The organism is Ensifer sp. EB106-05-01-XG146, assembly GCF_058791875.1.
The window spans coordinates 2095322-2112977 of record NZ_JBYTDX010000001.1; the positions used below are offsets into that span (position 1 = coordinate 2095322).

Genomic DNA, 17656 nt, shown 5'->3' on the forward strand with positions numbered 1-17656 from the left:
GACCACGTCGGGTTTCGGCACCAGGCTTATCGAATTCTCCGTGAGAAGCGAATTGGGCGCGCGCGTGGAACTGAACTAATGCACCAAAGGGTTTGGCAGTAGAGATCGATACGCCCCTGTCACCGGTCTCCAAAGACAGAGACTGCTTTCATGTCCAAGTCCGTGCTTCTCGTCGAGGATGAGTTCCTGATCGCCATGGACCTCGAGCTGCTGCTGGAAAGGCACGGCTGGCATGTCTTGGGACCCGCCGCGACGGTAAAGCAGGCCCTGCAGCTCTTGCGAAGCGCCGAGCCGGCGGTGGCCATTCTGGACGTTACCCTGAAAGACGGCACCGTGACGCCGGTGGCGGAGGCGCTTCGGGCGCAGAGCGTGCCCTTCGTGCTTGCCAGCGCCTATGAAAAGCCGGAGCAGGTCGGCGGAGAGGTTCTGGCGGGGGCAGTCAATGTCGGCAAGCCGGCGGATACGCGGGCGTTGCTGAGCGCTCTGGAGCAGGCGATGCAAACGTGATGCCTGCGCAGTCCGCGCCTGCCTTTGGCCGGTAGCACTCCAACCGCGAAGAAACGTCGATCCACGGCGGCGGCCACTGGAAAGGCCCGGGAGCCGACACGAGGTGCCGCGCTAGTGTTTTCACTCGGTAGCGGACGCCAGTTGCCGGCCGGCCGATACGCCGGTGACGAGGCTGAACGCCCCATCGCCGAGACGATAAAATCCATCCTGCGGCACCGGCAACTCCAGCATTTCCCGCTTGGAGAGGCCGGCATAGACGCCGCGCAGCAACCGGCCGAACAGCCCATGGGAAATCGCGACCGTCGGCCGCCGGATATCCGCAAGCCAGCTTTCCGCTCGCGCACAGGCGGCATCGAAACTTTCCCCATCCGGCGAACGGAAATACCAGTCGAAGACATCGGAACCATCGAGTTTGCCCGGATACTCCATGTCGATCTCGAACTTGGTCATGCCATCCCAGCAGCCGACCGAAACCTCCATCAACCGCGCATCCTCGCGGCTCGCAAGCGGCAGCACCCGCTGCACCCTTTCGGCGGTTTCGCGGGTCCGTCCGAGCGGGCTGACATGCATCTCGAACGACGGCACCTCATCACCAATCTCGGCGCGAAGGAGGTTGGCGACAGCATCTGCCTGCTCGGCGCCAAGCCTCGTCAGCGGCGAATCCAGCTGTCCCTGGAACCGACCGAGCGTGTTCCAGACGGTTTCGCCATGGCGGAGAAGATAGATCAAGAGCTGGCCTTTCCATGAGCCTGTGGCTGGCGCAGGCAGCTAGATCAGGTCGCCAAGACAATGTCGAGCACTGAGCTTGCGCTCCCGTCAGGCGATACGACGGTTTTCCAGGCCACCCCTCTCGCACAACACAAAGGATCGTGTTCAGTTTCAGCCGCAATCAAGGAAGGCATCGATGTCGCAACGGTACATATGGACGTTAGCTGCTCACATTGGGCGCAAGCTCCAGCGTGCCTCTTCCGGCGTCCGCTGAGCCGGAAATGGCGGCGAACTGTGCGCTTCTCCGCCATGAAGACGTCGCGGGTATCGCTGCTACGGTCTATCGATATGAGCGACAGATCCAAAAGGACTATAATGTCCGTGTCGAAATGTGGATTTCCAAGGAAACCGGGTTGCCGCTAAAATCCCATTTCAGGGCGCTGCCTCTCGATAACATCTCTGAGCGCCGTCTGACCTACACCTACGGCGATGACGTAAAGGCACCGATTTGAGACGGCAAAGCTGCAGCGGGAGGATCGTGAAGGTTGCCAAAACAATCGTTCACGATATCGCCTTTATCATCATCGCGTACATCGTGTTTCAGGTGGTTGTGGCACTTGCGATCGTGCCGTCATTGCTTTGGGCTCAATGGACGAAGTGAAGCGCTTCCCCTTCAATCCACCGGATCCAAGATATCCGGCGTATCGTTCTTCGGCGAGCCGACCTTGCTGCCGATCTTCCACATCGTCATGAGCTCAGGCGGAAACGGCTTCATCAGGTTAGGGGCTTCCGGCTCCGGCGAAAGCCAGCGCTCGTAATCGTCGGGATGCAGGATGACAGGCATGCGGTCGTGGATGTCGGCCATCATCGCGTTGGCGTCGGTGGTGACGATCGCAAACGTGCGGATATCCTCGTCGGTATCGGGGTTCCGCCAGCTCTCCCAGATGCCGGCAAGGCAGAACGGCTCGCCCGTTTTCATGGCGATTGCATAGGGCTGCTTGTCCTTGCCGGTCCCGTGAATGTCCTTCCATTCGAAGAAACCGTCGATCGGCACCAGGCAGCGCCGGCGCTGATAGGACGAGCGGAACTTGCTGGCGATCGTGTCGGAACGCACGTTGACGAGCGGCCTGCCCGCTTTCGGGTCCTTGGTCCAGCTCGGGATCAGGCCCCAGCGGGCCGAGACGAAGACCGGCCCGAAGAGATCGGGATCGCGGATCACGTCGCGGATGATGATCGGATAGGTGAGCGTCGGCGCTCCGTTATAGCGCGGAAACTGGTTGGCGATCGTCTCGACGCCGCCACGCTCGGCAAAGCCGAAGGCGCGCAGCAACCCCTCCAGATTGGTCTTCAGATAGACGCGTCCGCACATGGTGGCTCCTTCCGCCCGCGGCTGCATGCATAGCTATGGCTCCGCCGGAATGCGTCAACACCGTCACTTTGCAAGTACGGCATTTGCAAGCGCTACGGCATCTTCTCCACGTCGGGCAGCTTCCAGCTTTTCTCGAACAGCGGCTTCTCCGGGCCGTAGAGCCTGAAAAGCAGTTCGAACTTGCGGGCGGGGTCGACGGGCACGAAGTTCGCCTCCTTGCCCGCAGGCGCCTTGGCGCCGAAATAGACGTCGACCGAGCCGTCGGCATTTTTCTTCACCCCCTCGCCGATCGAGGCGACGCTCGCCTTGTCCATGTTGCGGATCAGCGCATGGGTCTCGCGGTCGTAGGCGGTCACCGACCAGTACTGCTCGACCGGCGCATCCTTCGGCACGACGAGGCGGTAGTTAGCGCCGCCGTCGAACGGATTGCCGTCCTTGTCCTTGTTGGCCATCAGGTAGAACTGCGCCGTGCCCAGCCGCTTGATGCCGGTGAAGCCGAGCGTATAGGTCACGCCTCGTGCATCGACCGGATAGAGACCGGGATCGGCATAGGCCTCCGAGGCGGCCTTCACCATGTCCGGCAGCCCGGCGGGGAACCAGCGGATGCCCTCGTTGATGACAGGAAAGCCGGCGTCATAGCGCGCCGAAAGCTCGGCTCTGGCTTCGGCCGCCGCCTTGTCGAGCAGCGCCTTGGTTTCGGCGCTTGGCTGGAAGGGCTTGCCCTTCTCGATGCCGAGCGTCTTCAGCTGGTCGATCATCGCCCGGTCGCGCTCGAGCCACGGCTCGGTCTGGACGACCCGGTTCAGATTGTCGAAGAAGCTGGCGTCGAAGCGGATGGTGCTGTCGAACAGCACGTCATAGGCGTCGGTAAAGACCGTTTCCGGCGGCTTGTCGGTCACCGGCATCGGGTAGATCTTGATCTTCTTGCCATAGGCGACCGACTTTTCGATATCGGCGTCGGCATGGCTCTTCAGGTTGGAACGCAGCAGCGCAAATCCGGTGAAGGTGTCCGAGCGAAGCGGAATGAAGCCCTCCGGCACCTCGCCCATGTAATCCGGCGGCAGGATCAGGTACTTGCCGCCCTTGCCCTCGTCGGCGCCATGCGGGCCGGCATCTTCGAGCGGCATCTGCCAGGCGTTGACGATGTTGCCGGCGATCGATCCGCCCTCGGCCGGTGGGATCTCGATGACGATGGGCCCGTCCTTCACGTTCCAGAAGGACATGAAATAGATCGAATCCGGGTTCGGCGTCAGCGTCTGGTTCTTCCAGTTGACCGGGCGAGACCAGTAGACGACTTCGTTGACCTTGGCCTTCGTCGTCGAAAGCATCGTCTGCAGCATCAGGTCGGCATTGACCGCCGGCATGCCCCAGATCACCGCCTCCGTCGCCCGGCGGGCGATCGCGCGGTCCCGGAGTTCGGCCGGCAACATATCCTGCGCCGCGACGTTCGTCGCGCCGGCCAGAAGCACCACGCCTGTGAGTATAAATCGCAGCATGCCGAATCTCCCTCATACGCCGCGGCCGGCGGCCTTGAAATCTCTCGACCGCCGCTGCCTCGCAAACTCCATTGCGGGCCACCAATGCGAAATTTAGTGCGAATGCATGCCGAGCAGTAGACCCGTTGCGTGCGACGCGCGGAAGTACGTTACGGTTACAGCCGCAAACACAAACGGCGGCGATCGGCCGGCGCATCACCGCATCCTCATCCCCTTCGAAAAACACCGCGTCACTTGACATCGGACCAAAATAGGTAGATCGGTCTACCTAATAGATTGGAGAAAGCGATGAGCGACAAGGCGCCGGCGCGCGAGCGGCTTTTGAAGGCGGCAGCCGAACTGTTCTACCGGGATGGGGTCGGCGCCACGGGCATCGATGCGATCACCGCGCATGCGGGCGTCGCCAAGATGAGCCTCTACAACAACTTCTCGTCCAAGACCGATCTGGTGAACGCCTATATCGAGGCGCGCCACCGGGAATGGCAGGAGCTTTACCGCGAGCGCCTGGCCCATGCGGCAACGCCGAGAGACCGTGTACTGGCGATATTCGACAGCTATGTCGACCACGCTGAAATGGCCTATTCCTGGGGCTTCCGCGGCTGCGGGCTCCTGAATGCCGCAGCCGAGCTTTCGGTCGGCGATCCCGCCCGCGACATCGTCGCCTCGCAGAAGGACGAGGTGGAAACGCTCTTCAAGCAATATCTCGCCGAGATGAAGCCCGACGCGGGTGCCGCCATCGACGAGACGGCGGAGCACCTCTCCTTCCTGCTCGAGGGCGCGATGTCGCGTGCCGGGCTCGACGGACATGACGCACGGCTGAAGACCGCGCGCCGGATCGCCATCTCGATCATGGACCAGCTATGACCTCCCGAAATTCCGCTTCTCTCGTCGGCTTTGCCTGCGTGCTCACCGCCTCCGCGCTCTGGGGCACGACCGGCACCACCGCCACCTTTGCTTCAGGGGTCAGCCCGCTTGGCATCGGCGCCGTCGCCATGGGCCTCGGCGGCCTGCTCCTGGCGCTGACGGCGCTGCATTCGATCGTCAAAAGCAGGGCGAAGATCGCCGCGCAGTGGCCGATGCTGATCCTCGGCTCGCTCTCGGTCGCGATCTATCCGCTCGCCTTCTACTCTTCCATGCATCTCGCCGGCGTCGCCATTGGCACCGTCATCTCCATCGGCTCGGCGCCACTCGCCGCTTCGCTGATCGAGCGCATCTTCGACGGTCAGAAGCTCACCACTCGCTGGTTGCTGGGTGCCGCCGCCGGCCTTGGCGGCGCCGTGCTTCTCACCTTTTCGGAAAGCCACGGCAGCGCCGGTGCTGCCGACGCGACGGCCGTCCTCTACGGCATCCTGCTCGGCCTCGTCTCCGGCCTGCTCTACGCGCTCTATTCCTGGGTCGCGCGGCGGCTGATGCAGGCGGGCATTCCGCCACGCGCCGCCATGGGCTCGATCTTCGGTGTCGGCGGCACTCTGCTGTTGCCGGTGCTCGCCTTCACCGGCGCGCCGCTTTTAGCGTCGTGGACCAATGTCGCCGTCGGTATCTACATGGCGCTGGTGCCGGTGCTGGTCGCTTACGTGCTCTTCGCCTATGGCCTCGCGCGCGTGTCGGCCACCATGGCGACCACGCTGTCGCTGCTTGAACCGGTCATCGCCGCCGTGCTGGCCGTCGTCATCGTCGGCGAGCGCCTGCCGGCCGAGGGCTGGGCGGGCATCGGGCTGATCGTCGGCTCGCTCTTCATCCTTACCCTGCCGATGCCGGGCCGGCGCCGCCGCGCCGAACGCCCGCGATCCGCCGCCGCCATCGACGCGGCCCTCCCCAGCCGCTAGAGCCGGAACCCTTGATATGAGCGACGTCGCTGCGCTGCCTTCCCGCCAGCCAAACCGGATGTGGGCCGTCGTCATCCTGATCCTGCTCGAGGCCGCGCTGGTGATCTCCTGGAGCGCCGGCTTCGTCGGCATCCGCTTCGCCATCGATCACGCGCCGCTCTTCCTGATCCTCTTCTGGCGCAGCCTCGTCTCCGGTCTCATACTGCTGCCCTTCGCCCTGACGGTCGGGCCAAAGATCCGGTTGCAGGACGCCGTGCCGCAGATGCTCTTCGGCGCGCTTGCCATGTCCGGCTATCTCGCGGGCTTTGCGCTGGCGATCTCCTATGGCGTGCCCACTGGCCTCGTGGCGCTGATCACCGACATGCTGCCGCTTGCCGTCGCCATCCTCTCCTGGCCGGTCCTCGGCCAGGCCTTGACCGCCCGCCAATGGCTCGGCTCCTTAATCGGGCTGACCGGTGTCTTGATCGCCTCCGGCTGGTCGCTCGATATCGGCAACGTTCCGCTCTGGGCCTATGGCCTGCCGGTTCTCGGCACCCTGTCGCTGGCGCTGGCGACCCTGCTGCAGAAGCGCAGCCCGGCGGGCGCCATGCCGGTGCATCAAAGCCTCTCGATCCAGTGCCTGTCGGCGGCAGCGATCTTCGCGCTCTTTGCCTGGCATGAGGGCAGCGTTCTGCCGGTGCTCGATCCGGGCTTTGTCGGCGGTATCCTCTGGCTCGTTTTCGTCGCCACCTTCGGCGCCTGGAGCCTCTATTATCTGGCGCTGAAAAAATCCTCGCCCGCCCGCGTCACCGCCATCCTCTATTTGAGCCCGCCCGTGACGATGATCTGGGCCTTTATCATGTTCGGCGAGCCCCTCTCCTGGGCCATGGCCGCCGGCCTCGTCGTCTCGCTCATCGGCATCGTCATCGTCGCGAGGGCACGGCAGCCGGCCCGGGGGCAAAGTCCGGAGCACGTCTAGGAAAGCCATCCACTGACCGCTTGCATCTTGTGGTGGTGTCTGCGACAGCTTCGCCCAAACCACCGGGGGACAGCGACCATGAGCTTTTCCGAAGTCAAACCACGTCACGTGCTCTGCCTGCTCGGCGGAGAACGCCCCTTCTCCATGCTTTGCGAGATGATCCAGTCGGCGATCGAGAGTCTCGCGCCAGGCTTCGAGATCGACGACACCTTTTCCGAGGACGCCCCGGACGACCGAATGCCGATGTCCTTCGAGGTCTGCCGGGATCGCGTCAAGAAGGGTGCCTGGACCGAAGCCGACGAAGAGGCCGTCAGCGACCATCGCTCGGTCATCTATGTGCTCGGCCCGCCGATGACGGCAGACGATGCGGTCAAACATTCAGCCATCGCACTTCGGCTGGTCGCCCACACCCTCGATAACGGCATCGTCGCCGCCAAGGGCGAGAGCGCCGGCGTCGCCCACGGCGTTGAGAGGTGGAAAGAGCTTGCTCGCGACGCCGAAGGCCAAACAGGCGCTGCACTTGCCCGCCCCTGCCGCCTCGCCTTTGCCAAGCGGCCGATCGGCACCGACGAACATCTCTACAGCATCGGCTTCCATCTGGTCGGGATACCCGAAGTCTACGCGCCGAAAACCCTCTCCGACGACGAACTGGCCTTGAGCGCGTTGATCGACACCGTTGCCGACGAAGTCTTCAGCGACGGCGTCGAGACGGTGCTGAAGCACCGCGGCGCCCAATTGCTGCCCGTCGACGCCTATGACGAGGACGAGTTCAAGTACAATCCCTTTGGGGCCATCCATCTGGCGTCATAGATTCGAACCGCCCCAGCAATGAAGGTACTTATGCCAGCGTCAGATCGCGAGAAACGACTGCTCCTCAGCGTGCAACGCGCCTTGCTCGGAACAGTCCCGCCGACGATATCGGCCGTAACGTGCGGCTGGAACAACGACAATATCGTCCTCGAGTTCTTAGTAGCTTTTGACGATGAAGATCGAGAACGTTGTGAAGTTGTTGCAACTGAGGTGGTCGCGGATTTCAGCTATGAAACGATAACGTCTGTCTTCACGGTACAAGCTCCCGGCGGACCGAAGACCCCAGTCGAAGAGCGGTGGTGGGCATACCGGCGATCTTAGCCGAATGCGCTGACAACAGGAGTGGCACCTCGTCAGGCAAGCCTCTGTCGCTTGGCACTTTTAGGCGTGAGCTAGAGGTACCGCTTGCATCGTACTTCGATTCGTAATAATTGAAGTTACATGAAAAAAGACAGCCGCCTTTCCTCCGTCCTGCACGCGCTCCTGCACATGGCCGAGCGCGGCGAGCCCTTGACCTCGGACGAGCTTGCCATGTGCATGCGCACCAATCCGGTGGTCGTACGCCGCACCATGGGTTTCCTGCGCGATGCCGGCATCGTTTCCTCCGCCCGCGGCCATGCGGGCGGCTGGGCGATCACTGCCGATCTCAAGACCGTGACGCTCAGGCAGTTGCACGAAACACTCGGCGAACCCGCGATCTTTGCCATCGGCAACCGGCAGGAAATGCCGGAATGCCTCGTCGAACAGGCGGTCAACGCCGCCCTCGATACCGCCTTTGCGGAGGCCGAGGCGCTGCTGCTCGACCGCTTCGCCCACGTGACCCTTGCCGACCTAGCCGAGGACTTTGCCCGGCGGCACCGGCTCCGATCGCACTGACAGCAGCCGATCGATCCGTCCTGACGTGATCGATCCCGACACATCCGATTACACCGGGACCGCATAAGCGGTTTCCGGCCGGAACCCTATTGCCCAAAGCCCGGGTCGAGACACTGGTTCAAGAAACCGGTGGGCTGGCCTGCGCCCAACCGAAAGGAAGACCCATGCAACAGGACGTCATCATCATCGGCGGCAGTTATGCCGGCATGGCCGCCGCCCTCCAGCTCCTGCGCGCCCGCCGGCGCGTGACGATCATCGACGAGGGCATTCGCCGCAACCGTTTTGCCAGCCATTCCCATGGCTTCCTCGGTCAGGACGGCATCGACCCGTCAGAGATTGCCGCAACCGCGCGGGCGCAGCTCTCCAAATACCCCACGCTCACCTGGATCGACGGCCGTGCCGAGAAAGCCAGCGGCAAGCAGGATGCCTTCGTCGTTACCCCCGCTGACGGCGCCTCCTTCGAAGGCCGGCGCCTGCTCTTTGCAACCGGCGTCAAGGACGGCCTGCCGCAGATCGAGGGGCTGACCGAGCGCTGGGGCAAGAGCGCCTTCCATTGCCCCTATTGCCACGGCTACGAGCTGAACAAGGGCGAGATCGCCGTAATCGCGGCAAGCCCCATGTCGATCCACCAGGCGCAGCTCATTCCGGAATGGGGCAAGGTGACCTTCTTCACCAATGGCGCCATCACCCTCGACGCCGAAGGCCGTGCCGATCTCGTCAGGCGCGGCGTAACCATCGACGAAACCCCGGTCGCACGGCTCGAAGGCCATGCCGACGTGGTGCTGACGGATGGCCGCCGCCTGCCCTTCGCAGGCCTTTTCGTCGCCACCCGCACCACGCCCTCATGCGACATCGCCGAGCGCTTCGGCTGCGAGATCGAGGAGACCCCGATGGGCCTGCAGATCCGGGCGACGGCCGCCAAGGAAACCACCATTCCCGGCGCCTATGCCTGCGGCGACGTCGGCCGCGTTCCCCACTCCGTCTCGCTTGCCGTCGGCGACGGCGCCTGGGCCGGCGCGCAACTGCACCGCTCGCTGGTGTTCGGATAGAAGGCACACCGAGCAAGGACGCTGGCATGAAGGAATACCGGACGGACGCAACCGCTTTGCGCCGTTCGGCTTCCAGCCTTGCCAAATCGACGGCCTCTGTGCTTCGTTCGCTGCAAACGCGAGTTGGAGCCGCCATCGATGCCCATTGCCCTCACCTGCTTTCAGGGTCGCGCCGGCGATCACAACGACCTCGGCATTCCCGGCGCGAAGTCCGTTGCCGCCCATCTCGCCCGAAAACTCGGCCTCGAAACGGTCACGGTCGGAGATCCGGAACCGGCGCTGAACGGCCACTGGACGGTCGAGCTCGAAGCCGCGACGCCGGCTCTGAAGCGCATGCGAGATCGCTTCGATGTGATCTACGCCGAGGGATCGTTTTCGCTGGCAGCGACCAGCCGCTGTGCCGTCTCGCTCGCAACCCTGCCTGCCCTTGCGAGGCACCACGGCAATGCGGTCGTCGTCTGGTTCGACGCCCATGGCGACCTCAATACGCCCGAGGCCAGCAGCACCGGCTATCTCGGCGGGCTGGCGCTGTCCGGGCCCTGCGGCCTCTGGCAGTCCGGTCTGGGCGGCGGGCTTTCCATCGAAAATATCGTGCTCGTCGGCCAGCGGGACCTCGATCCCTTCGAGGCCGAACTCATCGAGGCGAAGCGCATTCCGCATATTCGTCCCGGTGCCAATCTCCCGCAAAGGCTGGCCGAAGCCGTCGCCGGCCGTCCGGTCTATATCCACCTCGACTGCGACGTGCTGAACCCCGGCATCGTGCCCACCGACTACCAGCATGAAAACGGGCTGTCGCTCGATGACCTGCGTGCAGCCTGTGCGGTCCTTGCCAGGAGCGAAGTCGTCGGGCTTGAAATCGCCGAGTTTCAGAATGTTTGGGAGGAAGGCGGCGATCCGGTTTCGCCCGAACCGCTGATCGAGGCGCTGGAACCGCTTTTGCAGAAGCTGCGCCGCTGACCTGACCAGAGCCTGCCGGCAGGTTTGCCTAACCGCAGGGGGCTCAGCCGGCCAATCCATCGGCGGCGGACCCCGCATTGCGCTAGGTCGGTTTGGGCGTAGCATGGATATCCCGCTCGCCTTCGGTATCGGCTGCCATGAAGCTCGGATCGATCCTTCTTGCCTACGTCTGCCTTTTCTGCGGGAGTGCTTCCGCCGAACCGCTCCGGGTCGATCTCGAACTGGTGCTCGCCGTCGACGTTTCCTATTCCATGGAACTCGACGAGCAGCGGCTGCAGCGGCAGGGCTATGTCGCGGCCTTCCTGGAGCCCGCCCTCATCGAGGCGATCGAGAATGGTCCCGTCGGCCGCATCGCCGTCACCTATGTCGAATGGGGCGGCTCGGCGGTGCAGGTCACGCCCTGGACGCTGATCGACGGCCGCGGCACGGCCTCGCAATATTCCGAGCTGCTGCGGCGGCAGCCGATCCGGCGGATCGCCTTCACCTCGATCTCCAACACGCTGGCCTTCACCCGACGGCTGTTCGACTACAGCCCCTTTGAGGGCAGCCGCCGCGTCATCGACATCTCGGGCGACGGTCCCAACAATTCCGGCGTCCCCGCCCCTGTCGCCCGCAATTCCACCGTTGCCCGCGGCATCACCATCGACGGCCTGCCGATCATGCTGAAGACCCACGTCGCCTGGGACTCCGCCGCGATCCCCGATCTCGACGCCTATTACCGCGAATGCGTGATCGGCGGCGACGGCGCCTTTCTGGTGAAGGTGACGGACAGCGGCGAGTTCGCCCGCGCCATCCTGCGCAAGCTGATCATCGAAATCTCCGGCCTGGAGATAAGCCGCCTGTCGCCCGAAACGGTGCGCGCAGCCCGGTTCGGTGAGGGCTACAATTGCTTCATCGGCGAAGAAATGCAGGAGCGGATGATCGGGCGGTAGGGCAGGTCTGCCGCCCCATCCACAGCCGACAACGAAGAAGCCGTTGACTCTAATTAGGCGCCTTATTATCTGTCGCCTTATGACAATGCTGGAACAAAAACACCGGGCCATGTTGCAGGAAGCCGAGCGTCGTGCGGTCGCCGAGACCGGCAACATGCGCGCCTGCTTCGAACTGCTGGCGCTGTCAGGCGCGATCGACCGGGATTGCGCCGCAAGACTGGCGCCCCACCGGCTGTCGGAAGGCAAGTTCGTTATCCTCTTCCTGCTCAACGATCAACCCGAGGGCCTGTCGCCGCATGAGCTTGCCGATCGCGCGGGCGTGACGCGCGCCACCATCACCGGGCTCCTCGACGGCCTGGAGCGCGATCGCTTCGTCGAGCGCCGCTCGGGCCTTAATGACCGGCGCAAGATCGCGGTAATGCTCACCGAAACCGGCCGCAGGACTGCCCGCGATCTGCTGGGCGAACACAGCGCCTGGATCGCCTCGCTGTTTGCCGGTTTCAGCGCCGATGAACACCAGACGTTCCACCGGCTGCTCAAGCGCATCTGGCAAAATCTGGAGACTGGCGCCACGCCCAAGAACACGCCGGAAACACAGGCGTGAGCGAGAGCAAGACCAAGAAACGCGGCGCCAGCGGCATTGGCGCCGAGCGCCTGGCGCAGCTGAACGCCGGAGCGCAAGCCATCACCTTGACCGAATGCCTCGCGGTCGACTTCGCAGCGCTGATGGGCAACATCGTGCCCGGCATCGACGACGATGCCCTTGCCGAGATGACATCGGCCGCGTCGGCCGGCATCTCCCGGCGCATGCCGCTTGCCGCCCGGCTGATCGGAGAGCGCCTCGGCCCCTCGACTTTCGAGACGCTCAAGCAGCATTCCTCGGACACGGTGCGCGGCTGGGCCTGTTTCGTGGTGGCGGCCGGAGAAAACATGACCCTCGCCGAGCGGCTGGCCGCGATCCGGCCGCTGGCCGACGATAGCCATTTCGGTGTTCGCGAATGGGCCTGGATCGCCGTTCGCCCGCATCTCGCGGCCGATCTGGATCAAGCGATCGCCCTGCTGGCGGCCGAGTGGACATCAGATCCATCCGAACGCATCCGCCGTTTCGCCTCGGAATCCATCCGCCCGCGCGGCGTCTGGTGCGCCCACATCACCGCGCTCAAGCAGGAGCCCGAACGCGCGCTGCCCGTGCTCGAGCCGTTGCGCGCCGATCCCTCACCTTACGTGCAGGATTCGGTCGGCAACTGGCTGAACGATGCGGCCAAGGATCGGCCCGAGTGGGTCCAGGCGCTGGCGGCACGCTGGTCCGCCGAAAGCTCAGGACCCGCGACATCGCGCATCTGTCGCCGCGCGCTTCGATCCATCCCCACCAGATCCAGTTCCGGAAACGCTTGAGAGCGCCCGGAATGGCATAACCTCAGACTGACAACAAGAAAGCAGACTATGCCTCACTACCTGACCGAACTTTACAGCGCCAAGCCGGCGTGGCTCGCCCTTCCCCGTCAGGGGCGCCAGCAGTTCCTGGCCGCGATCGGCTCCGCCATGCCGGGCCTGTCGGCGCTCGGCGTCGAGCTCATCACCTTCGGCAAGGTCGACCAGTCGAAGCTGCATGCGGCATCGCAGACCTTCTTCGCCGTCTGGCGCTGCCCGGACGCGACAGCACTCGAAGCCCTCGTCGCCGGCATCGCCCAATCCGGCTGGCACGAATATTTCGACACGATCAACGCCGCCGGTCGGGGCACCGACCTCGCCGGCCACCTCGCCGAGCTCGGCGCGGCCGCCTGAGCCCCACGCTATCCGGCCCCCTCAGGTCACGCTCGGCTTGGGGGGCTGTAGAACACGATCTCCGGATCGTTCTCGTCGAGATTGTCGATGTAGCCGCTCGGCCGGAACCCGGCCTTGACCAACAGGTCCTGCATCGGACGGTTCGACATGTTGGTCGAGCTGAAGAGTTTCGCGCCCGACGACATGGATTGAAAGTGAGCGATCAGCGTCCCAGCCAGACCACGCCGGCGCCAGGACGTCCCCACCATCAGCATTTCGATGAAGGCCTGGCCAAAGAAGTGGTGGGTCAGCACGCCATAGGCGGCAGCCTCCCCCTCGATCTCGATGAGATGGCAGCAGCCCTGCTGGATCCAGTCGGCAATGTCGGCGCGTCGCTTCAGATCGTCGGCCGCAACGCTGTCGATCGCGCAAAGCGCCGGATGGTCGTCCTTGACCGCAGGTCGAATTCGCATGGTTCAGCTCCCGGCAGATTTGGCGGGAAACTAGGATGTGGTGTCGCTGGGCGCAATCGCGAAAGCGCTATCTCAACTGCCCCTCTCACGGCGGCAAGACGAAGTTGCCACCGGACCTCAAGGCGACGGCGCGGTGTCTGAAAATCCCCGCCGCGTCCACTGAAAATCCACGACGTCCCCTGTTATGTACCGGATCGCTCACTGCCCGAGCCCGATGTTCTTCGGCGGATATTTTTTGAAGGTGGCGGCATGCGCCTTCATCTCGGCCAGCATCGAGGCGAGGAAGGCGTTCATCCGGTGGCCGACGGGATATTCCTCCTTCGGATCGATGTAGAGATTGAACAGCCAGGGCGCGAGGCCGACGTCGCTCACCGTCGTCATGTCGATGTTCAGCCACTGGGCCTTGGTTTCCACCACCTTCACGTGGATCTTGTACTCGTACATGCGCATCGCCATCAGGTTCTGCTCGTTCCAGACGAACACCTTCTCGCGGTTCGAACGGCCGTCGTCGGCAAGCAGGAACGAGGTCTGGTCGATGCCGTCGATGTAGCGGTCGACCGGCACGTTGTCTCTGATGCCGCCAAGGCTCAGCGACGTGTTGAAGAGGTCCATCAGGTCGAAGAGCTCGTCGCTTTCGCGGCCGGGCTTGATCATGCCCTTCCAGTAGGCGATCGCCGGGATGCGGATGCCGCCCTCCCAGGCCGATCCCTTGGCGCCGCGAAACGGCGTATAGCCGCTGTCCGGCCAGCTATCGAGCTGCGGGCCGTTGTCGGAGGTGACGAAGATGAAGGTATTGTCCAGGACGCCGGCCTGATCGAGCGCGTCGACGATCTCGCCGATATAGGCATCCACCTCCACCACGTCGTCCTTGTAGGGGTACTTGCTGCCGCTCTTGCCTTCGAAGGCCTTGGAGGCGAAATTGTCGGCGTGCACTTTCATGAAGCAGTGTTCGAGGAAGAACGGCGCCGTTCCCGACGCAAGCTCCTTGATCTTCTTCACCGTGAATTCCTTGAGCATCCGATCGCCTTCGGCCATCTTCTCGATGCTGTCGATCTCTTCGACTTGGCTGACTGGCCCGCCCTTTACCGCCTGTACCAGCGCCGTGCTCGATCCGGTCTTCCTCAGCATCGCCAGCCGCTCGGGGTTCAGCACCAGATCGGGGTAACGCCGCTTGTCGACCCCTTGGGTGATTTCCTTCTCGGCCTCGTAGAAGCCGTAGAATTCATCAAACCCGACCTCGTGCGGCCGCATGCCTTCGCTTTCGCCCACATGCCACTTGCCCGAGAGCACGGTCTTGTACCCTGCCCCACCAAGCAGCGTCGGCAGGGAAATCTCGTCGGCCCAGGGGTTCTTGGTGATCTTGTCGCCGGCAAGGATCGGCCGCGTCAGGCCGGTGCGAACCGGCAACCGGCCCGTCAGGATCGCCGAGCGCGTCGGGGTGCAGGTGGGTTGCGAATAGGCCGAGGTGAGCCTCAGGCCCTCGCGCGCCAACCTGTCCATGTTGGGTGTCGCAGCGCCGATCGCAGCACCTCCGCCATAGGCGCCGGGATCGCCATAGCCCATGTCATCAACCACGAGCCAGACGATGTTCGGCCTCTTGCCCAGCCTGGCATAAAGCGTATCGAGCTTCTGTTGCGCCGCGGACTGCTGGTCGGCATGGATCAGCGCTGGCTCCTGCGCCTCGCTCGTGCGTATGGCCTGAGTCAGCACCGATTGTGCCGGCGCCACTGTCGGCAACGCCACCAGGATCGCCGTGTGTAGGGCAAGGGCACGCAGACTCCGCAGGCACATCGCACGCTCCTTTTTGCGATCGAACGCAAGGAATTACGCAAGGGATGCCGCCGGACCTTGACCCGCGGCAAGAGGTGGCGGCCTTTTTACAAGCCGCCGGCGCTTTGCGTCCCGCCGCCAGCGGTCGCCGGCGGCGGAGTCTTTCCGCTCTTTACCGCGGCGCCAGGCTTTCCAGTTCGCCCAGCCGCTTCATCGCTGCCTGCTGCGCAAGCCAGCCATAGTTGATGCCGCTGGCGTTCAGCGTGCTGCCGGCCTGGTACGGATAATCGTTGAAGTCGGCGAAGAACTCCTTGATCTTGCCCTGGATCGGCACCAGCAGCCACATGTTGCGGGCGAGGAACTCGATCGCCCCGCCGCCGTCTTCCATGCCGCGCTCGTAGGGGTCCATGCGCAGGTTGGCGATTACGGCCCAGCTCGGCACCTCACGGGTGGCGGTGGCGATGTTGCCGTGGCTCGCCTGGGCGAAGCTCAGCTTCCAGTCGTTCCAGCGGATAGCGTTGAGGTTGCCGCCCTGGTCGAAGTAGTAGACCGAGTCACGCGGCGGCTCCTTCGCCTCGCCCTTCAACAGCCCCGTCAGGTCGTAGCCGTCGAGATGCACCTTGAAGGTCTTCGACGTGCCCTTGAAGCCCTTCTTCATCTCTTCCTTGACGTCGGCGATGCCGGCGGCGGTCGCAAAGGTCGGCAGCCAGTCCATCAGCGTCACCGGGTCGTTGATCTGCGTGCCCGGCTTTACCACGCCCGGCCAACGCACCATCATCGGAATGCGGAAACCGCCTTCCCAGGTCGTGCCTTTCTCGCCGTGGAACATCGTCTGCGCGCCGTCCGGCCACAGCGCCAGTTCCGCGCCGTTGTCGGTGGTGTAGAGCACGATGGTGTTGTCGGCGATGCCGAGATCGTCGAGCTGTTTCAGGAGCTGGCCGACGTGACCGTCATGCTCCACCATGCCGTCGGCATGGATGCCCTTGCCGGTCTTGCCGAGCGAGTCCGGCTTCAGGTGGGTGAAGACATGCATGCGGGTCGAGTTGAACCAGCAGAAGAACGGTTTGTCGGCCTTCACCTGCCGGTCGATGTAATCCTTGGCAGCCGTCAGGAATTCCTCGTCGATCGTTTCCATGCGCTTGGTGTTGAGCGCGCCGGTGTCCTCGATCTTGCCGTCGGCGCTCGACTTGATGACGCCGCGCGGGCCGAACTTCTTCTTGAACTCCGGGTCCTTCGGATAGAAGTAGCCTTCCGGCTCTTCCTCGGCGTTGAGGTGGTAGAGGTTGCCGAAGAACTCGTCGAAGCCGTGTTTGGTCGGCAGATGCTCGTCGCGGTCGCCGAGGTGGTTCTTGCCGAACTGGCCGGTCGAATAGCCCTTGGTCTTCAACACGTCGGCGATTGTCGGCATCCAGTCCTGGATGCCGTGCGGGTCGCCCGGCATGCCGATCGTCAAGAGCCCGGTGCGGAAAGGCTCCTGGCCGAGGATGAAGGAGGCGCGGCCCGCCGTACAACTGTTCTGGCCGTAGCTGTCGGTAAAGATCGCGCCTTCGGCGGCGATACGGTCGATGTTGGGCGTGCGATAGCCCATCAGCCCCATCGTGTAGGCGCTGATCTGCGGAATGCCGATATCGTCGCCGAAGATGACGAGGATGTTCGGCGGCTTGCCGCTCGCGGAAGAAGAGGATTGCGCCTTGGCCGGGCTTACCGAAGCAGCGCCTGCCACCAGCGACGCGGCTGCAAAAATTGTTCCACTGAGAAGGAGATCGCGGCGGCTGACATCCGTTACCCCATTCTCGGCCATCGCTGGCGCAGCCTTGTTATCGTCATGCATGCTCATCGTACTCTCCTAGTTAAGGCGATCGGAAATGCACTGCTGTCGAGGACCGGGCGGATGATGCGCGTGCGGGGGTGGGTGTCCAAGTACGTAACAGTTACGATGTGCCGGCTCGCAACCGTTACTGCGACGCGCGACGCGGGCAATCCGTTGCAAGGCCGGGTAGAACAGCACTGGCAAAACTCACCCAGCGTAACCTCTGACAGATTGACGCAATCGCCCCTTTGGCCTCTGGCGCGACGCCCCCGCATGCCTATATGCAAGACGCCAAAGATAAGGGCCTGGGCCTGAGACATGGGCATCGAGACATGGGCATTGAGACAGGGA

At 63.7% G+C, this 17656-nt stretch carries 20 protein-coding genes; 14 read left to right on the forward strand and 6 right to left on the reverse strand.

Annotation, left to right across the window (positions count from 1 at the left end; translation table 11 throughout):
* The first annotated feature begins 150 nt into the window (after positions 1-150).
* A complete protein-coding gene (locus AC3WVQ_RS10385; RefSeq protein ID WP_060516061.1) occupies positions 151-507 on the forward strand; it encodes a response regulator in 357 nt (118 codons plus the stop codon).
* 120 nt (positions 508-627) lie between these two features.
* On the opposite strand, the gene AC3WVQ_RS10390 is transcribed toward AC3WVQ_RS10385, so the two are convergent.
* On the reverse strand, positions 628-1236 hold the full coding sequence (locus AC3WVQ_RS10390) for a histidine phosphatase family protein (RefSeq protein WP_110818649.1): 609 nt from the start codon (positions 1234-1236) through the stop codon (positions 628-630).
* Between the two features lie 260 nt (positions 1237-1496).
* Between AC3WVQ_RS10390 and AC3WVQ_RS10395 the strand changes: the two genes are divergently transcribed.
* A complete protein-coding gene (locus AC3WVQ_RS10395) occupies positions 1497-1727 on the forward strand; it encodes a hypothetical protein (protein WP_060583220.1) in 231 nt (76 codons plus the stop codon).
* A gap of 161 nt (positions 1728-1888) precedes the next feature.
* On the opposite strand, the gene AC3WVQ_RS10400 is transcribed toward AC3WVQ_RS10395, so the two are convergent.
* The gene (locus AC3WVQ_RS10400; RefSeq protein WP_110818650.1) at positions 1889-2584 is read right to left on the reverse strand and encodes an SOS response-associated peptidase; all 696 of its coding nucleotides are present in this window, start codon (positions 2582-2584) and stop codon (positions 1889-1891) included.
* Between the two features lie 92 nt (positions 2585-2676).
* On the reverse strand, positions 2677-4080 hold the full coding sequence (locus AC3WVQ_RS10405; RefSeq protein ID WP_110818651.1) for a DUF1254 domain-containing protein: 1404 nt from the start codon (positions 4078-4080) through the stop codon (positions 2677-2679).
* Positions 4081-4368: 288 nt separating this feature from the next.
* Here AC3WVQ_RS10405 and AC3WVQ_RS10410 point away from each other — a divergent pair, with 288 nt between their 5' ends.
* The 12 genes from AC3WVQ_RS10410 (at position 4369) to AC3WVQ_RS10465 (ending at position 13273) form a co-directional block, all read left to right on the forward strand.
* Positions 4369-4944: a TetR/AcrR family transcriptional regulator gene (locus tag AC3WVQ_RS10410; RefSeq protein WP_060516055.1), complete on the forward strand. Its 576-nt coding sequence runs from the start codon at positions 4369-4371 to the stop codon at positions 4942-4944.
* On the forward strand, positions 4941-5906 hold the full coding sequence (locus AC3WVQ_RS10415) for a DMT family transporter (protein ID WP_110818652.1): 966 nt from the start codon (positions 4941-4943) through the stop codon (positions 5904-5906). The genes AC3WVQ_RS10410 and AC3WVQ_RS10415 overlap by 4 nt, the downstream gene beginning before the upstream one ends.
* Positions 5907-5922: 16 nt before the next feature.
* Entirely contained in the window at positions 5923-6864 is a 942-nt protein-coding gene (locus AC3WVQ_RS10420) for a DMT family transporter (RefSeq protein ID WP_110818653.1), read from the forward strand.
* 78 nt (positions 6865-6942) lie between these two features.
* Positions 6943-7674 carry a hypothetical protein gene (locus AC3WVQ_RS10425; RefSeq protein WP_146242990.1) on the forward strand — a complete coding sequence of 244 codons (732 nt, stop codon included), beginning with the start codon at positions 6943-6945 and terminating at the stop codon, positions 7672-7674.
* Between the two features lie 30 nt (positions 7675-7704).
* Positions 7705-7995 carry a MafI2 family immunity protein gene (locus AC3WVQ_RS10430; RefSeq protein ID WP_110818655.1) on the forward strand — a complete coding sequence of 97 codons (291 nt, stop codon included), beginning with the start codon at positions 7705-7707 and terminating at the stop codon, positions 7993-7995.
* 120 nt (positions 7996-8115) lie between these two features.
* On the forward strand, positions 8116-8550 hold the full coding sequence (locus AC3WVQ_RS10435; protein ID WP_034793085.1) for an RrF2 family transcriptional regulator: 435 nt from the start codon (positions 8116-8118) through the stop codon (positions 8548-8550).
* Between the two features lie 164 nt (positions 8551-8714).
* Positions 8715-9599 carry an NAD(P)/FAD-dependent oxidoreductase gene (locus tag AC3WVQ_RS10440; RefSeq protein WP_492382715.1) on the forward strand — a complete coding sequence of 295 codons (885 nt, stop codon included), beginning with the start codon at positions 8715-8717 and terminating at the stop codon, positions 9597-9599.
* Positions 9600-9737: 138 nt separating this feature from the next.
* A complete protein-coding gene (locus tag AC3WVQ_RS10445; protein WP_090294186.1) occupies positions 9738-10556 on the forward strand; it encodes an arginase family protein in 819 nt (272 codons plus the stop codon).
* 137 nt (positions 10557-10693) lie between these two features.
* Complete coding sequence (locus tag AC3WVQ_RS10450) at positions 10694-11488, forward strand: DUF1194 domain-containing protein (protein WP_089043536.1); 795 nt, start codon at positions 10694-10696, stop codon at positions 11486-11488.
* Positions 11489-11567: 79 nt separating this feature from the next.
* On the forward strand, positions 11568-12092 hold the full coding sequence (locus AC3WVQ_RS10455) for a MarR family winged helix-turn-helix transcriptional regulator (protein ID WP_090294187.1): 525 nt from the start codon (positions 11568-11570) through the stop codon (positions 12090-12092).
* Positions 12089-12883 carry a DNA alkylation repair protein gene (locus tag AC3WVQ_RS10460; RefSeq protein ID WP_110818656.1) on the forward strand — a complete coding sequence of 265 codons (795 nt, stop codon included), beginning with the start codon at positions 12089-12091 and terminating at the stop codon, positions 12881-12883. Before AC3WVQ_RS10455 ends, AC3WVQ_RS10460 begins: the two co-directional genes overlap by 4 nt.
* Before the next feature lie 48 nt (positions 12884-12931).
* A complete protein-coding gene (locus AC3WVQ_RS10465; RefSeq protein WP_034793040.1) occupies positions 12932-13273 on the forward strand; it encodes a DUF6616 family protein in 342 nt (113 codons plus the stop codon).
* A gap of 26 nt (positions 13274-13299) precedes the next feature.
* Here the strand turns inward: AC3WVQ_RS10465 and AC3WVQ_RS10470 are convergent, their stop codons facing one another.
* From AC3WVQ_RS10470 to AC3WVQ_RS10480, 3 genes are all read right to left on the reverse strand, one after another.
* Positions 13300-13725, reverse strand: coding sequence for a GNAT family N-acetyltransferase (locus AC3WVQ_RS10470; RefSeq protein WP_090294191.1), 426 nt, complete (start codon positions 13723-13725; stop codon positions 13300-13302).
* 198 nt (positions 13726-13923) lie between these two features.
* The gene (locus AC3WVQ_RS10475; protein WP_090294193.1) at positions 13924-15516 is read right to left on the reverse strand and encodes an arylsulfatase; all 1593 of its coding nucleotides are present in this window, start codon (positions 15514-15516) and stop codon (positions 13924-13926) included.
* 151 nt (positions 15517-15667) lie between these two features.
* Positions 15668-17332, reverse strand: coding sequence for an arylsulfatase (locus tag AC3WVQ_RS10480; protein WP_162727320.1), 1665 nt, complete (start codon positions 17330-17332; stop codon positions 15668-15670).
* Positions 17333-17656: the final 324 nt, after the last annotated feature.

What these genes read in the sequence shown, in the direction of transcription:
- AC3WVQ_RS10455 (WP_090294187.1), top strand. Translation starts at nt 11,568, where the DNA reads ATGACAATGCTGGAACAAAAACACCGGGCCATGTTGCAGGAAGCCGAG.
- AC3WVQ_RS10435 (WP_034793085.1), top strand. Translation starts at nt 8,116, where the DNA reads ATGAAAAAAGACAGCCGCCTTTCCTCCGTCCTGCACGCGCTCCTGCAC.
- AC3WVQ_RS10415 (WP_110818652.1), top strand. Translation starts at nt 4,941, where the DNA reads ATGACCTCCCGAAATTCCGCTTCTCTCGTCGGCTTTGCCTGCGTGCTC.
- AC3WVQ_RS10440 (WP_492382715.1), top strand. Translation starts at nt 8,715, where the DNA reads ATGCAACAGGACGTCATCATCATCGGCGGCAGTTATGCCGGCATGGCC.
- AC3WVQ_RS10425 (WP_146242990.1), top strand. Translation starts at nt 6,943, where the DNA reads ATGAGCTTTTCCGAAGTCAAACCACGTCACGTGCTCTGCCTGCTCGGC.
- AC3WVQ_RS10475 (WP_090294193.1), bottom strand. Translation starts at nt 15,516, where the DNA reads ATGTGCCTGCGGAGTCTGCGTGCCCTTGCCCTACACACGGCGATCCTG.
- AC3WVQ_RS10445 (WP_090294186.1), top strand. Translation starts at nt 9,738, where the DNA reads ATGCCCATTGCCCTCACCTGCTTTCAGGGTCGCGCCGGCGATCACAAC.
- AC3WVQ_RS10400 (WP_110818650.1), bottom strand. Translation starts at nt 2,584, where the DNA reads ATGTGCGGACGCGTCTATCTGAAGACCAATCTGGAGGGGTTGCTGCGC.
- AC3WVQ_RS10480 (WP_162727320.1), bottom strand. Translation starts at nt 17,332, where the DNA reads ATGAGCATGCATGACGATAACAAGGCTGCGCCAGCGATGGCCGAGAAT.
- AC3WVQ_RS10420 (WP_110818653.1), top strand. Translation starts at nt 5,923, where the DNA reads ATGAGCGACGTCGCTGCGCTGCCTTCCCGCCAGCCAAACCGGATGTGG.
- AC3WVQ_RS10385 (WP_060516061.1), top strand. Translation starts at nt 151, where the DNA reads ATGTCCAAGTCCGTGCTTCTCGTCGAGGATGAGTTCCTGATCGCCATG.
- AC3WVQ_RS10465 (WP_034793040.1), top strand. Translation starts at nt 12,932, where the DNA reads ATGCCTCACTACCTGACCGAACTTTACAGCGCCAAGCCGGCGTGGCTC.
- AC3WVQ_RS10430 (WP_110818655.1), top strand. Translation starts at nt 7,705, where the DNA reads ATGCCAGCGTCAGATCGCGAGAAACGACTGCTCCTCAGCGTGCAACGC.
- AC3WVQ_RS10395 (WP_060583220.1), top strand. Translation starts at nt 1,497, where the DNA reads ATGGCGGCGAACTGTGCGCTTCTCCGCCATGAAGACGTCGCGGGTATC.
- AC3WVQ_RS10405 (WP_110818651.1), bottom strand. Translation starts at nt 4,080, where the DNA reads ATGCTGCGATTTATACTCACAGGCGTGGTGCTTCTGGCCGGCGCGACG.
- AC3WVQ_RS10470 (WP_090294191.1), bottom strand. Translation starts at nt 13,725, where the DNA reads ATGCGAATTCGACCTGCGGTCAAGGACGACCATCCGGCGCTTTGCGCG.
- AC3WVQ_RS10450 (WP_089043536.1), top strand. Translation starts at nt 10,694, where the DNA reads ATGAAGCTCGGATCGATCCTTCTTGCCTACGTCTGCCTTTTCTGCGGG.
- AC3WVQ_RS10410 (WP_060516055.1), top strand. Translation starts at nt 4,369, where the DNA reads ATGAGCGACAAGGCGCCGGCGCGCGAGCGGCTTTTGAAGGCGGCAGCC.